General features: G+C 50.9%; 9 protein-coding genes. All 9 read right to left on the bottom strand.

Annotation, left to right across the window (positions count from 1 at the left end; all coding sequences use genetic code 11):
• Positions 1-223: 223 nt before the first annotated feature.
• The 9 genes from M3223_RS16845 to M3223_RS16885 all read right to left on the bottom strand — a co-directional run bounded on the left by M3223_RS16845 (position 224) and on the right by M3223_RS16885 (position 14,238).
• Positions 224-2,803 carry a glycoside hydrolase family 2 protein gene (locus tag M3223_RS16845; protein WP_251563647.1) on the bottom strand — a complete coding sequence of 860 codons (2,580 nt, stop codon included), beginning with the start codon at positions 2,801-2,803 and terminating at the stop codon, positions 224-226.
• A 44-nt stretch (positions 2,804-2,847) separates the two neighbouring features.
• Entirely contained in the window at positions 2,848-4,200 is a 1,353-nt protein-coding gene (locus M3223_RS16850) for an ABC transporter substrate-binding protein (protein ID WP_251563649.1), read from the bottom strand.
• A 61-nt stretch (positions 4,201-4,261) separates the two neighbouring features.
• Positions 4,262-5,635 carry an ABC transporter substrate-binding protein gene (locus tag M3223_RS16855; RefSeq protein ID WP_251563651.1) on the bottom strand — a complete coding sequence of 458 codons (1,374 nt, stop codon included), beginning with the start codon at positions 5,633-5,635 and terminating at the stop codon, positions 4,262-4,264.
• A gap of 111 nt (positions 5,636-5,746) precedes the next feature.
• Positions 5,747-7,114, bottom strand: coding sequence for an ABC transporter substrate-binding protein (locus M3223_RS16860; RefSeq protein ID WP_251563653.1), 1,368 nt, complete (start codon positions 7,112-7,114; stop codon positions 5,747-5,749).
• A 55-nt stretch (positions 7,115-7,169) separates the two neighbouring features.
• Positions 7,170-8,141 carry a carbohydrate ABC transporter permease gene (locus M3223_RS16865; RefSeq protein ID WP_251563656.1) on the bottom strand — a complete coding sequence of 324 codons (972 nt, stop codon included), beginning with the start codon at positions 8,139-8,141 and terminating at the stop codon, positions 7,170-7,172.
• On the bottom strand, positions 8,138-9,082 hold the full coding sequence (locus tag M3223_RS16870; RefSeq protein WP_251563658.1) for a carbohydrate ABC transporter permease: 945 nt from the start codon (positions 9,080-9,082) through the stop codon (positions 8,138-8,140). The genes M3223_RS16865 and M3223_RS16870 overlap by 4 nt, the downstream gene beginning before the upstream one ends.
• Positions 9,079-11,274, bottom strand: a complete 2,196-nt coding sequence (locus M3223_RS16875) for a DUF5696 domain-containing protein (protein WP_251563660.1) — start codon at positions 11,272-11,274, stop codon at positions 9,079-9,081. Before M3223_RS16875 ends, M3223_RS16870 begins: the two co-directional genes overlap by 4 nt.
• Entirely contained in the window at positions 11,267-13,318 is a 2,052-nt protein-coding gene (locus M3223_RS16880; RefSeq protein WP_251563662.1) for a YIP1 family protein, read from the bottom strand. Before M3223_RS16880 ends, M3223_RS16875 begins: the two co-directional genes overlap by 8 nt.
• A gap of 47 nt (positions 13,319-13,365) precedes the next feature.
• Positions 13,366-14,238 carry a carbohydrate ABC transporter permease gene (locus M3223_RS16885; RefSeq protein WP_251563664.1) on the bottom strand — a complete coding sequence of 291 codons (873 nt, stop codon included), beginning with the start codon at positions 14,236-14,238 and terminating at the stop codon, positions 13,366-13,368.
• Position 14,239: the final 1 nt, after the last annotated feature.

A 14,239-nucleotide genomic window follows, 5' to 3' on the forward strand; every position in this document is an offset into this window, starting at 1 on the left:
ACTCAAGCTGTTGCCTCGCTTGGTAGTGGTTTTAAAGCGCTTTCATAATCCTGAGCATCCTTCCTTCATCGATTGAATCTGGCTTTCCAGGCATAGGGAAGAAGAAGGCTGCATCCGATTCCTCAGAAAGCAGCCAACTCAACATGAATTATGATAAATGTTTCGGAATCAAACCACCCCCTTTAAGTCCAGCGTTTACGCTGGCTAGTACCGGATAATAGTTTTACCTGCGGGAGCCTTTAAGCTCCATGATGTCCTGCTCTTTGCTTGTCAGTTCAAGATTCAGGCGGCGGATTTGCTCTTCAAGCTTCGCAATTTCCTCCGGTTTAGCTGGAGCGCTCGCTTGTACAGGAGCTGTGTCCCATTTCGGAGCGGAAGATTTGGCTTCCGTTGCCGCTGGAACGTAGGAGGCATCAAACACAAGCGGTAGCTCTGGCGCCGTGGAACGCAGCGTGATGACATCCGACTTCAGTCCATGGATGCTCGCTTTAACACGGATTTCACCCGGCTCGGTCGTAGCGCGGACAAAAACCGTTGCGATACCAAATTGCGTTTTCATCGGATTCATCCCAGGAACCGGACCTTCGATAATTTCGGCAGGACCTTCGACTTCGAAATGCACAAACTCGTCAGCCAGCACTTTTGGGACGCCTTTGTGATCGACGAGCACAGCGCGAACCGGTACGAAGTCGGAACCGTCTGCTGTAAGGGCAACATTGACGTCATCCACTTCCAGCTTGACGCCTGCCAGCCACTCCGAGTAGGTTTTTACCTCGCGGCAGACTACTTCTCCTCCGATAAGGCCTTCGGCAATCATTTTGATCTCGCCCGTTCTGTTCCGCCATTTGCTCGAAATGACGTGGAAATCGAACACATCCGGGAACACGATCGGCGGATGAGGAACATCCGTGCCCGATTCAGGCTTCAGCGTGCCGACAACTTCGCCAAGCCAGGTCAGACGAACCTCTTCACAGTTAGTAAATACGGTAACGTCGCTTCCCGACACCTGCGAAATCTCATGCGCAATATACACCATCGGACCGGTATTGATGCCGTTCAGCTTGTAGTCCGGAGCGTACTGGCTCTTGAACAGATAGAACGAGTAACGCGGCAGACGGAATACGTCCAGAACGCCTCCGAAGAACGGATCCGGATGGTAGCCGCGCTGATGGTCGATTCCGCACCAGAGCGTTGCGCCGATCCGTTTTGGCGGAGTGTTATAAATGTCCTTCAGGTCATGTGCGCGTACACGTGACTGGTTAAGCATCGCTTGCTCGCCCCACTCCCGCTTAACACGCGTCATCGCGTTCTGGGAACCGAAGTTGTCTACCTCTCCGCCATCGCCGTATTCGCGGGTTAGAGAGCATTTTTCATCTTCCATGCTGCCATGGTAGTAGAAATCAAATCCGGCCAGCTTTGCCCCGTCGACGTCTGCACAGGTGAATGCGCCTGGGAAAGGGAACTCCTCGTGAACGACACGATGCAGCTCCTTCAGCATTGAAATCGGCTGATCTTCCGTTTCGTTCAGCGCCGTCTCCCACAGCAGCACGGCAGGACGGTTGCGGTCGCGGCGTACCATAGCACGAGTATCCTCAATAACTCTTTGTTCAAAAATCGGATTCTCATGGTTGTAAAATTGCCAGCCAGGCGTTGCTACCGTTACGAGCAGTCCAAGCTCGTCGCACGCATCCATGAACGCCGGATCAAGCGGATAGTGAGCAGCGCGCACAACGTTGGAGCCGCCTTCCCGCAGCAGCACGGCATCACGCCATTGACCCGAGTTCGGCAGCGCATTGCCGACATAAGCGTAATCCTGATGGCGGTTTACGCCGCTCAGCTTGTAGCCGATGAATTTTTTGTTTACGAACAGGCCGTCATCTCCGCGCATTTCAAACAGGCGAATGCCGAAACGGGTTCTGAAGCTGTCCACAATTTTCACGTCTTCCAGCACCTCGGTGCGGATGAAGTGCAGGTATGGATCGTCCGGATGCCAAAGATGAGCGTTTTTCACCGAAAGCTGCTGTTCAAACGCCTTCGCCTCGCCAGGCTGCAGCTCCGCCGACTCTTCCTTAACAAGCAGCACGCTGCCTTCCATGTTTTCCAGAATAGTGCGCAGAGTGAACCGGCGGCTAGCCGTTCCCTCATTGATCACTTCCGTTCTCACCGCAAGCTCGGCACGATCATCTTCCGCGTCCTCAACGGCTACGAATACGCCGCCGCCGGCAATCGTTTCGCTCAAAAGATCATGCGTCACATGGAGGGACTCCGTTTCGATCAGGTACACATCGCGGTAAATACCGCCAAGATACGTGAAGTCGAGGTATTCCTGCGGTTTGCCCGGCGGGTACAGCGGATCGTTGGAGTTGTCGGCGCGAACAGCGATAATATTGTCCCCGTCATGGCGCACCAGCTCCGTAATATCGGCTGCAAAAGGCAGGTAACCGCCAAGATGTTGAGCTACGCTTTGTCCATTGATCCAAACGTCGCCGATGCCCATAACGGCTTCAAAATAAACGACAACACGTTTGGTTTTCATCGATTCCGGAAGAGTGAAACGCTTGCGATACCAAGCGACCCCTTGATAGTTTCTCATTCCGCTTGCGTTTTCGCCGAGAATTTCGAGACCGTGCGGAAGAGCCGCTGCCTCCCAGTCGCTATCGTCAAAACTTTCGTTCTGCGCCCCTACTGCGTCGCCTTTGCGAAAGCGCCAACCCGGATTGAAGTTAAATACTTGCCTTGGGCTTCCTTCAATTCCGTAAAACCCGGCTGTGGAATATTGCGGTACTTTCGTTTCGTCTCTCATTCTTCACTCACTCCTCTTTATTCGTTAAAGAATTTGATTCTCTGCTAATCCAGTCCCAGCTCTTCGCGCAGCTTCGGTGCAACCTCGTTATAATGCTGCGCCTGGTCAAAAATTGCCTTGTTTAAGTCTTTGCCTTCCCTAAACGCATCCAGAGTTTCGCCGTCCCACCAGTTAATGTATTGATCCGATCCGACAATTGGTCCGCCTGCCATCATCTCAACGGCTGTTACAGCATTAATGTTGGTGCCTTTCCAGATCGGGGTTTCCAGCAGAACCTGCTTCAGTTCCTCGTCTTCCGTCAGTGGAAAGTCGCCATTTAACATCATTAATTTTTGGGCTTCCATCGTGTGCATAAACGACAGGAATTTCACCGCTTCTTCCGGGTATTTGGAAGCCTTCAATACGCCGATCCCGGTAGCGACGTTAATGCCAATCTGCTTCGCCTGGCCTTTTGGAAGCGGAAGGACGTCCCAGTTGAACTTGGCCTTTTCCTTCATGTTTTTGCCTTCCCATACTCCATGGACTTCAAAGGCGACCTTTCCGGCTAGCCACTCTATTCCTTCCTTCTCAGTCTTCTCCCATGTTGCTCTCGAACCGTCGACCCTCGAAAAATCAGCGAGCCATTCGATATCTCTGCGCGCTTCCGGTGTCGTCAATGTGCTTTGTTTATTGTCCGCATCCATAAAGTTCAGATTGGCCGCGCTTCCGTTGGAAACTCCCAGTGCGCTGGCAATCGAATTAATATTGAAGGGACCGTAGGCAACTCCATACTCGCTATCACTTGGCTTAGTTACTTTTTTGGCAATTTCACGGTAGTCGTCCCATGTCCAATCGTTTTTTGGCATATCAATGCCATTTTTGGCCAGGAGGTCCTTGTTGACGTAAATGACAATAGGGTTTTCTGCCCTCGGAAGACCGAGCTGTGCCTCCTTGTACTGCAGGCCCGGCAGTGAGTTTTTAGGGATTTTTGCCAAACTGAGAACCGGATCGGATTTCATATAAGGAGTCAGGTCCAGCAGCAGTTCGTCTTTTCCAAATGGAATAACATCCTGCACCCAGGTAATGTCAGCAGGAGTGCCGGCCGCTTGCAGAGCTGCAATTTTCTCCATCACATCGCCCAGACCGCCGCCTTTGGCTTGCTCGATCTGAATCTTGATGTTCGGATTTTGCTCGGTGAACAGATCCAGCATTTTTTGCTCGCCTTCGCTAACTCCAGAACCGCGCACATAACGCAGTGTAATCGGTTCGCCGTCTCCGGTCGCCTTTTTATCTCCTGTTTCTACCGATGGACTGTTCTCGCTTGTATTAGCAGTGGTAGCAGAAGTAGGACCGTTTTGGGAACATGCAGCCAGCGTCAGCATACTTAAAATCAGCAGGCTTACCTTCTTGTTCAACATGTTTATTTCCTCCCAAAATGTACTCTCTTCGCTTCCTTGGTGGAGCACCTGAAAATTTCGTTTACTCCAGACCAAACTCTTGACGAAGCTTCAGCGTTGCCTCGTTGAAGTGCGCCGCTTGATCAAAAATCGGTTTGTTCAAATCTTTGCCTTCTTTAAACGCATGCTGCACGTCGTCGCTCCACCATTGAACGTATTGATCCGCGCCTACGATCGCACCAACCGGCTCTGCTCTCATTTCTACACCGATTGTGGCCAGAATGTTTGTGCCTTTCCAGATCGGCGTTTCCGTCAGCGCTTGTTTCAGCTCCTCGTCTTCCGTCAGCGGGAAGTCGCCGTTTTGCATACCTAGCTTTTGAGCTTCCATCGTGTGCATGAACGACAGGAACTTCACAGCTGCATCCGGGTTCGCAGACGCTTTCAGAATGCCGATACCCGTGCCGACGTTATATCCGATTTGTTTCACTTTGCCTTTTGGCAGCGGCAGAACATCCCAGTTGAATTTCGCCTTTTCACGTTTGTTGCGGCCTTCCCACGCGCCGTGAATCTCAAACGCTACGTTGCCGTTCATCCAGTCCGTACCGGTTTTCTCGATGACTTCCCAAGAACCGATGGAGTGATCGACACGCTGCAGATCGGCGATCCACTCGATGTCGCGTCTTGCTTCCGGTGTCGTCAGCTTGCTTTGCTTCCAGTCCGCATCCATGAAGTACAGGTTTTCGGACGTTCCGTTGGCTACGCCCAGTACGCCTGCAGTAATGATGGAATTGAAGTGGCCGTATGCGATGCCGTACTCGCCCTCATCCGGCTTTGTCACTTTTTTGGCGATGTTGCGGTAGTCATCCCAGGTCCAGTCGTTTTTCGGCATATCGATGCCATTTTTGGCCAACAAATCTTTGTTTACGTACAAAATGATCGGGTTTTCCGCACGCGGCAGCGCCACTTGCTGTCCTTTGAATTGAAGCGCCTTCAAAGAACTTTCCGGAATTTTTGCCGTGCTTAGCACCGGGTCCGATGTCATGTATGGCGTGAGGTCGACAAGAAGTTCGTCCTTCACAAACGGAAGGATATCCTGCACCCAGATCAGATCCGCTGGCGTTCCGGCTGCTTGCAGCGCCGCCGCTTTTTCCAGCATGTCATTCAGGCCGCCGCCTTTGGCTTGCTCGATCTGGATTTTGATGTTCGGGTTTTGCTCTGTGAACAGGTCCAGTGCTTTTTGCTCGTTCGGGCTAACGCCGGAACCGCGCACATAACGCAGCGTAATCGGTTCGCCGGATGCTTCCGGCGCCTTGCTCGGTTCTACCGATGCGCTCGGTTGCGGTGAAGCTGTACCGGAATTGTTAGCTGGCGCCGAGTTGTTGGAGCAAGCGCTTAATACTAGCGAGGAACCCATCACTAAACTTACGAGCATTGTACCCATTTTCTTTTTGTTCATTGTCGACCCTCCCATTTTGTTGGCCCTTCGTATATAACTGTCCGGTGAAAACTATGCCTTACCTCGGCTACGCTCTGATTTTCACCGGACTCTGATTCTCTTTCTGTACCGTTATTGCAGACCTAGCTCTTGACGAAGCTTCAGCGTTGCCTCGTTGAAGTGCGCCGCTTGATCAAAGATCGGTTTGTTCAAGTCTTTGCCTTCCTTGAACGCATGCTGCACGTCGTCGCTCCACCATTGAACGTATTGATCCGCGCCTACAATCGCACCGACCGGCTCCGCTCTCATTTCAACGCCGATTGTCGCCAGAATGTTCGTGCCTTTCCAGATCGGCGTTTCAACCAGCGCTTGTTTCAGCTCCTCGTCTTCCGTCAGCGGGAAGTCGCCGTTCGCCATGCCCAGCTTTTGGGCTTCCATCGTATGCATGAACGACAGGAACTTCGCAGCCGCATCCGGGTTTGCAGACGCTTTCAGAATGCCGATGCCCGTACCGACGTTGTAACCGATTTGTTTCACTTTGCCTTTTGGCAGCGGCAGGACATCCCAGTTGAATTTAGCTTTTTCTCTTCTGTTCTTTCCTTCCCACACGCCGTGGATTTCAAAGGCGACGTTGCCGCTCATCCAACCCGTGCCGGACTTCTCCAGCACTTCCCATGCTCCGATGGAATGATCGACACGCTGCAGATCGGCGATCCACTCGATGTCGCGTCTTGCTTCCGGCGTCGTCAGCTTGCTTTGCTTCCAGTCCGCATCCATGAAGTACAGGTTCTCGGACGATCCGTTGGCTACGCCAAGTACGCCAGCGGTAATGATGGAATTAAAATGGCCGTACGCGATGCCGTACTCGCCCTCATCGGGCTTAGTCACTTGTTTTGCAATGTTGCGGTAATCGTCCCAAGTCCAGTCGTTTTTCGGCATATCGATGCCGTTTTTCGCAAGCAGGTCTTTATTTACAAATATAATGATCGGGTTTTCCGCACGCGGCAGCGCCACCTGCTTCCCATTGAATTGAAGCGCCTTCAAAGAACTATCCGGGATTTTTGCCGTGCTCAGCACCGGGTCCGATGTCATATATGGCGTGAGGTCGACAAGCAGTTCGTCCTTCACAAACGGAAGGATATCCTGTACCCAGATCAGATCCGCTGGCGTTCCGGCTGCTTGCAGCGCCGCTGCTTTTTCCAGCATGTCATTCACGCCGCCGCCTTTAGCCTGCTCAATCTGGATTTTGATGCTCGGGTTCTGCTCCGTAAAGAGATCCAGCATCTTCTGCTCGTTCTCGCTTACGGCCGAACCGCGAACATAACGCAGCGTGACGGGATCGGAGGACGGCGCCTTGCTCGGTTCAACCGATGCGCTCGGCTGGGGTGAAGCTGCGCCGGAGTTGTTAGCCGGCGCCGAGTTGTTGGAACATGCGCTTAAAACAAGCGAGGAACCCATTATCAAGCTTACGAGCATCGTGCTTAATTTCTTTTTGTTCATGTCCATGACCTCCGCTTGAATTTTATATTGTGAATTGATATTTAACTTTCAAATATCAATCAACCACCCCAGTGCGTTCGATCCCTTCAACAAACCAGCGCTGCGCTACCATATAAAGAAGCAGCGGCGGAAACACAATCAGAAACGCTCCTGCCATCTTTGTGCCTTCTGTTACCGGATTAAGCGCCTTTGCTTCGGCAACCGGGTTTGGCCCGTAGATGACGGTTTCAAGAGAGCCTAGCCGGATGGAGAGCGGCGTAAAATCGTTGATAAGGAAAAAGGACGTTAAGTAGAACTCGTTCCAATACCAAACGAAGGAGAACAGAAACACGACGAGACAGGCCGGAAGCGACAACGGCATGATGATGCGGAAAAACATGCGGATTACTGTAGCTCCGTCAATAAGCGCGGCTTCTTCCAGCGCCTTCGGCAGCGATCTGAAAAATTGCCTGAAGATGATGATGAAAAGTGCGCTTTTTAAACCTTGGCCGAACAACGCCGGGATAAGAAAAACAAACGGCGTATTCAGCCAGCCCAGCTTACTGAAGATGACATAGAGCGGGATGATAATAATTTGCGGCGGGATCAGAAAGGTCAGGAAGACGAGTCCGAAAAAGATGCTCTTTCCCGGAAACTTCAGCCTAGCCAAAGCGTAGCCTGTCATGCCGCAAACAAGCACCTGAATTAAAGAGCCGAACAGAGCAATTGTTGTTGTATTCAGCAGCGACTCCGGATATTTCAATCCTTTGAAAGCCCGCTCCAGGTTGCTCCAGTCGATGGAACGCGGAATCCATTTTACGGTAGGATCCAGCAAATCCGTTAAATCCTTGAGCATCGTCGTAATCATGTAGAAGAATGGCTGGAGGTACAGGAACGCTACGATCGATAACAGGTAATAGATGAAAATTTTGGCCAGCCAGCCGTCGTTCATGTGCTGCCCCAGGACGAGCATCTTGATCTTCTGGGCCTTTCTTCCTTCCAGGAAGGACCGAACCGACCTCTTGTTCGGAGTCAATTCTGCCTTCATGCCGTATACCTCCTCTTCCGGTTCGAGCTGTTCAGGAACCATAACATGAGAGCGATGATGACGATAATCAGCAAGAAGTAGAACCATGCCAGCGCGCTCGCATACCCGTATCCGGTTGACACATTGAACATGTGCTTGCGGATTTGCTCCATGACCGGATTAATCGGTGAAGTAAACAGATCAACCGTTGTATACAGAAGGTTCAGGGCGATGAAAGGCACGATGCTGGGGAGCGTAATTTTCCAGAAGCTCTCCCACGGCGAAGCGCCGTCGATCCGAACTGCTTCGTATATCGTCCGCGACACCGTTTGGAACCCGGCGATAAAGATCAGAATCTGTACGCCCGAGGACCAGAGGATAATAATGATCATGCTTAGCAGGCTAATAATCGGCTCCGCAAGCGAAGAGCTGAAGTTCTCTTCCACGAAGGTGTCGATGCCGTATTGCGAGATGAAAGGAACGTCTCCGGCGCCTTGCTGGAACAGCTCTGTCAGAACCTGGCCAGTCGAGAAAATAACGGGAAGGAAAAATATGGCCCGATATATAAAACGGCCTGGAAAGTTCTGATTAAGCAGAATGGCGACTAATAGAGCAAAGATAATGATGATTGGCAGAATTAGAATCATTTGCTGGAAAAAGGCGATAATCTGTACGCCGTATTCGTTGTCTTTCAACAAAGCGTCCCGATAGTTTTGCAGCCCGATCCACTCGTACTTGAAGCCCTCTCCAGTAAAACGCACTTTATTGAAGGTCAGGTAGAGCGACCAGCAAATTGGAAACGCCATGAAAACGAGGAATCCGATGATCCACGGAAGCATGAACAAGTATCCCATGCCGTACTCATTCCATCTGAACAGGAATTTCGCCCTTTTGCGGCTGCGCAGCTCCGATTTCTCATTGCTTTCGGGTCTGCTTTCATTACTCTGGATGACCGGGTTCATCGGCTCCCTCCCTTCTCCACGCGGAACGATTTGCTGTTGTAATCGACCGTTACGCTGACTCCATTGGCGTATTCGGTTACGAACACGTTGTCGGACAGCTGCCGGTGATCCTTAATCGGCTGGTCGTACGTAGAAGCCAGCCCATCAAAATCCTTGTACTCCTTGAGCAGCTTATCTTTCCAGAACTCATAACGGCTGCTGTAAACGCCCCATGAATAAGTGTCCAGCAGCGTCCGCGTCGACTCATGCGTCAGGATGAAGGCCGGAACCGCGCCATACTCGATTGCCTTCAAAAATTCCTTTTCATAGTCGTTGCGGACATTTCCGTCGCCCATGTTGTAGCTGATGCTGCCGTGCAGAACGATTGGCATGAACGGAACCATTTCGTCTACGCCGTACTGATCGTTTACATCGTTCGGGACTCCCTGGATATGCTTGGCGTATTTCAAGGAATATGCGTTTCCAAAATAAACTCCATTTGTTCCAAGCTCTTCATTCGCGTATTGCTGCATCTGCTGGAACACTTGAGCCGTATCCTCACGCTGGAAGTTGTACTTTGGATTGTAGTCGCGATAAATGGCGGAACCAATGCCGTCAAACTGGAGGCCGTCAACGCCAAATTTCTTCAGGTTCTGTCCAATATTTTTTGTCAGGTTATACGCTACGTTCGGGTTGAACCAGAACCAGCCTCCGTCAATCAGCACGTTGCCTTCAATGGAACGAATGCCGAATGTTTTGGGAGAGTGTTTAACAAACTCCGTATCCGCTTCGGTCACTTTTGCCTGGAACATAACTTTGTAGCCGTTCTCGTGCGCGGAGTCGACAAACGACTTTAATGCTTTGTCTCCGCCAAGCTTGCCTTCGAGCGAGAACGTCCGCTTTTCGCTGAGGCTTCCGTCCTTCAGCCAGGCTTCGTAAGTAATGTTCATTGCTTCAACGCCGGATTTTTTGAGATCCTCTTGAATGAACTTTGCTTGCGGGAACGTCGTTGCCGGCGCATATCCCGCATAACCGTTCCAATCCGAGTCTCCCGCGATCAGCGTCAGATCGAGCGGCACATGATCGACCGGTTCCAGCTTCGAGGTGATCTTCTCCGAATCCAGCATGTACTTCCGGTAGGCTTGAGCCATTCCTACATAATCGGCGTCGTCGCCGGTGAGGAAACGATATTCCACCGCTCTGTCCTGTTTGGTCATCTGTTCCTGAAACGCGCGGACGGATGCTCCTCCAAGGCTTAAGCGGCGATCATACTCCTGTCTGTAAATAAACTTGGCGCTTACCGAGTTCATGGTGCCTACAGCTCCAGATGGAATCGCCTTAATCCAAGCGGTGAATTCTCCCTTGTCGATAATAGCGACAAACGCGTTATCTCCCTGTTTCATGCCGAATACCGGCAGTGCAAGCGGAGCCATATTCGTCTCAGGGAACTGATTGCCCGTGTATTCCGGTCCGTATATCGGCTGCTCATAACCTTTGCCGACCAGAATATTCTTTTGCGGGAAACGAATCAGGCCGCCCGGACCGTCGGGTATGAACATGTAGCCCGCTTCCGCTTCCGGTGCTGCCGCTCCGAAGAATGGCAAAGACTCAATGGAAATGAGCCGGAACTCAGCTTTTTCGGTAATGCTTTCGACGGGAATATTCACCTTCAGGCCATTTTCGGTCAGCTCATATTCCATTCGAAAGCCAATTTTGATGTCCTTGAAATGATAGTCTGCTGCAAAGCCGGTTTCCGTACGGCTATACTTGACCTCCAGCTGCTCATCCTTGGCGTTTTTAATTTGCCGCTGGATTTTGGAGGATGTGAAATATTCCATAATGAACGCCGACTCCAGGTTCGTGCGGAGCAGTCCGGATACTTTCTCCTTTGCAAGCTGTTCCGGAGTTGCAAAAGCTTTCCACTCAAAACCTGTTTCCGCGTCACGTACGGCGACATTGCCCGTTGCTTCATGAAGCAGCAATGCGTACCGCCCGTTTTCCTTGATCGTCGTCCATCCCTTTGCGTCGGCTGCGCCGGATCCCAGCGAAGTCCCTTGCGCTACAGGCATAAAGTTGGACTTCCTTGGCTCAAAATCCACCTTTCCCGATAGGTCGGGAGCGGACAAGATCGAATAGAGCCATACCGCCAACAGCACGATAGCAACCGCGGCCGTAATGGTTACTTTCCGATTTTTCCAGATCGGTTTATCCAAGGAACGTCACCTCCTTATACAGCTGATAGCCAAAGTCCCATAGGTTGAAGGTAAGACCAGCGCTTACGGCAATGAAAATCCAGATAATGCCGATTGTAATCGCGGTCGTAATCGAATTCCGAATGTTTTCGATGAATTCGAAGTTGTGGGTGACTTGAGCCTTCACGATAAAGAGAGTGATAATCCATAACCACATTACAATGGATAAGGACGAGATCAATACTTTCTCCTCAAGCACCAAAATGTTGGACAGAATCATAATCGGAATCGAGAATACGACAAACGGCACCATTGCAAATATCGACCCCTGGAACACCTCGCGGAAACGTCCTTCTCCGTCTTTGATTGTGCTGACCAGATAGTTGGCAACAATCCAGGTAACGATTGGAGCAAGGAACGGAAGCAAGTCAATCCACCATACAACAGCTTTCAGGTTGATTGGGTTGAAGGTAAATCCGGTCCAATACAGGCTTACAATTTTCACAAAAATAATAAGAATAGCGATAATGCCGAGCGTTAAGTAAGATACGTTTCTCCCTTTCAGGCGGTAAAAGCCGTCATAGGGATGAATCATCGTATAGAGAGCTGTTTGCAAATCATCCAGCACCATCTGTACAACCTTTGGCAAGCGGCGTTTGAGCGCCCCGGCATAAGGTTTCACAGCAAAGCGGTAAAGCAGCCAAAGAGCAAGGAGAGAAACCAGCGTAAGCACGAAGTATTTTTCGATCCAGCGCATCCGGTACGTCCAAAACGCTTCCGAGTAGCCTTCCGCATCGTACGTAATTTTGAAATACTCCATCGCTGCTTCAATATTGCCTTCTTTATTGGCCACCTCGGCAAGACCGCTGTAGATCAAGCTAATCAGCTCGTTCTGCTCGACAACCTCCTGCCAGTTCGCCTTGCTCTTCTCGTAATCTCCTTCGTAATAATCCGTAGCGGCTTGGAAAAACGTAGTGCCGAAGCCAGTGCGGTTATACATCTGAATCAAGTTGAGATTACTGTCCAGAACGAGCAGATCATTGCGGGAGTTAATATCGATGCTTACCGGATTGGAAAGAATGCCTCTCTGGTCCGGCTCCTGCAGCGTTTTGCCGAAACGGAACAGCTCCGTGCCGCTCGGGCTGTAAATCGTAATGGTGCCCTTTCCACGCGTTTCGCGGCTCGACAGCCGCTGGTCAAGCACATAGATGAATTGATTGCTGTCCAGAGCGACATCGACAAGCTGCGCCGAGTCATGCTTTACGCCCTTCAGGCTGTTGCTGCCGCCAGCGCTCAATTGTTTGATCTGGTCGCTTTCCGCGCCGGTTGTTGTTGTGAAAATAAAACCCTCATCGCTCAACGTTACGTTGCTGACTTCCTGCGGACGAATCGCCGTTTCCTTCTCCAGCTGCTCTTCCGTAAAAATCAGCCGCTTGATGCGGTCCATCAACGTTGCGCTTGATTTGTTGCCTCCGAAAAAGCCGGTGAATTCGTCCTCTTTACCGATTCTCATGAGCCCTTGATAGGAGCCGCGGGATACCGCGTAAAGTACGTTGCGGTCGTCAACGACGATTTTCACAGGCACAAAATAGTAGCTTTCCGGTAAAAATTGCGAGTCCGGTTTTTTCAGCTCTTTCGTGAACACGCCTTCACTGTTGTAAATAACGACGCGCTGATTGCCTGTGTCTGCCACATAGATCATGCCGTCGTGAGTGACAAACACTCCTTCCGGCCCGCTCAGCCTGCCTGGCCCTTCCTCAGTGCCAATGGCACGAATCCATTTTCCCTTATCATCCAGTTGCACGACACGGTTGTTTCCCGTATCCGCCACATAAATGTCGTCATTATCAGCTACAAACAAATCCGCCGGCCGGTTCAGCGCGGTGTCTCCAGAGCCAACGATCATATCTCCCGTCGTATACACATCCTGCATATAGGAGATCCATTCCTGGCCAGTGCCATGATTCACATAAAACGTATCGTATGGCTCTGAGGCGCTGGCGGAGGCGGGAAAAAGCATGATGACGATGAGTGCAATCCAAATGATTTTCCTGCTTTTGAGCATGCAAGCCCCTCCTTCCCGATCCACTTGCGTTTTGCATCGCTCCGCCATCATTTCACGCCGGAATGGACCATCGTTTCCATCATTCGTTTTTGGAACAGAAGAAAAATGATCAAGTTCGGCAGAAACATAAGCAATCCGGCTGCCGCTGCAATTCCCTGTCCGGCAATTGTGTTACCTCCGGCTCCTGCAGACGTAAGAGTCGTAATGTAATACGGCAGCGTCTTCATGGTTTCATCCTGCATAAACAAAGTGGATGCCTGCGTATCGCCCCATACGGCTTGAATCGTAATGATTGAAATCGTCGCAACAGCCGGGAACGCCAGCGGCAAAACCAATCTGGCAAATATTCTGAGCTCCGTCGCTCCGTCGATTTTGGCCGCTTCGATCAAGTCGTTTGGAATCTGGTCGATAAATTGCTTCATTAGAAACACCGCGACCGGCGAAGCGATAAACGGGAGAATATGTCCCAGATACGTATTGTTGATGTTCAGCCAGCTGATAACGAGGTAGCGGGGGATGCCTACCGTTTCAGGCGCATACATCAGAGCCAGCATAATAATGGCCATCACCAGCGACTTGAAATAAAACTTGTGCTTCGACAATACGTATGCGGCCATCAGACTTGTAAAAATGACTGCGAACAGCGTACACACAACAACGATCAAGCTGTTGAACATATACCGGGTGAACGGAACAGCGCCAGTCGCTGTTTTCATAATGAGATCGTTGAAGTTCTGAAAGGTCGGCTGCCTGACGATAAACGTCGGCGGATAGTTGAACAGCTCGCTGAACGGCTTGAACGCATGGTTGAAAATAAAGAGAATGGGAAGAAACAGAAACGCCGCTACAAGAACCAGAGAGATCAGCAGCACAATCTCCGACCAGCTCATTCTCTTAATTTGATAAATAATCGCTCCCACC

It is taken from the genome of Paenibacillus pasadenensis (genome assembly GCF_023715725.1).
In the GTDB taxonomy this organism is placed as follows: Bacteria; Bacillota; Bacilli; order Paenibacillales; family Paenibacillaceae; genus Paenibacillus_O; species Paenibacillus_O pasadenensis_A.

Bases quoted from the DNA above. Each gene is read 5' to 3' on its own strand.
- M3223_RS16880 (WP_251563662.1), bottom strand. From the start codon at position 13,318: ATGCTCAAAAGCAGGAAAATCATTTGGATTGCACTCATCGTCATCATG.
- M3223_RS16870 (WP_251563658.1), bottom strand. From the start codon at position 9,082: ATGAACCCGGTCATCCAGAGTAATGAAAGCAGACCCGAAAGCAATGAG.
- M3223_RS16850 (WP_251563649.1), bottom strand. From the start codon at position 4,200: ATGTTGAACAAGAAGGTAAGCCTGCTGATTTTAAGTATGCTGACGCTG.
- M3223_RS16860 (WP_251563653.1), bottom strand. From the start codon at position 7,114: ATGAACAAAAAGAAATTAAGCACGATGCTCGTAAGCTTGATAATGGGT.
- M3223_RS16845 (WP_251563647.1), bottom strand. From the start codon at position 2,803: ATGAGAGACGAAACGAAAGTACCGCAATATTCCACAGCCGGGTTTTAC.
- M3223_RS16855 (WP_251563651.1), bottom strand. From the start codon at position 5,635: ATGAACAAAAAGAAAATGGGTACAATGCTCGTAAGTTTAGTGATGGGT.
- M3223_RS16865 (WP_251563656.1), bottom strand. From the start codon at position 8,141: ATGAAGGCAGAATTGACTCCGAACAAGAGGTCGGTTCGGTCCTTCCTG.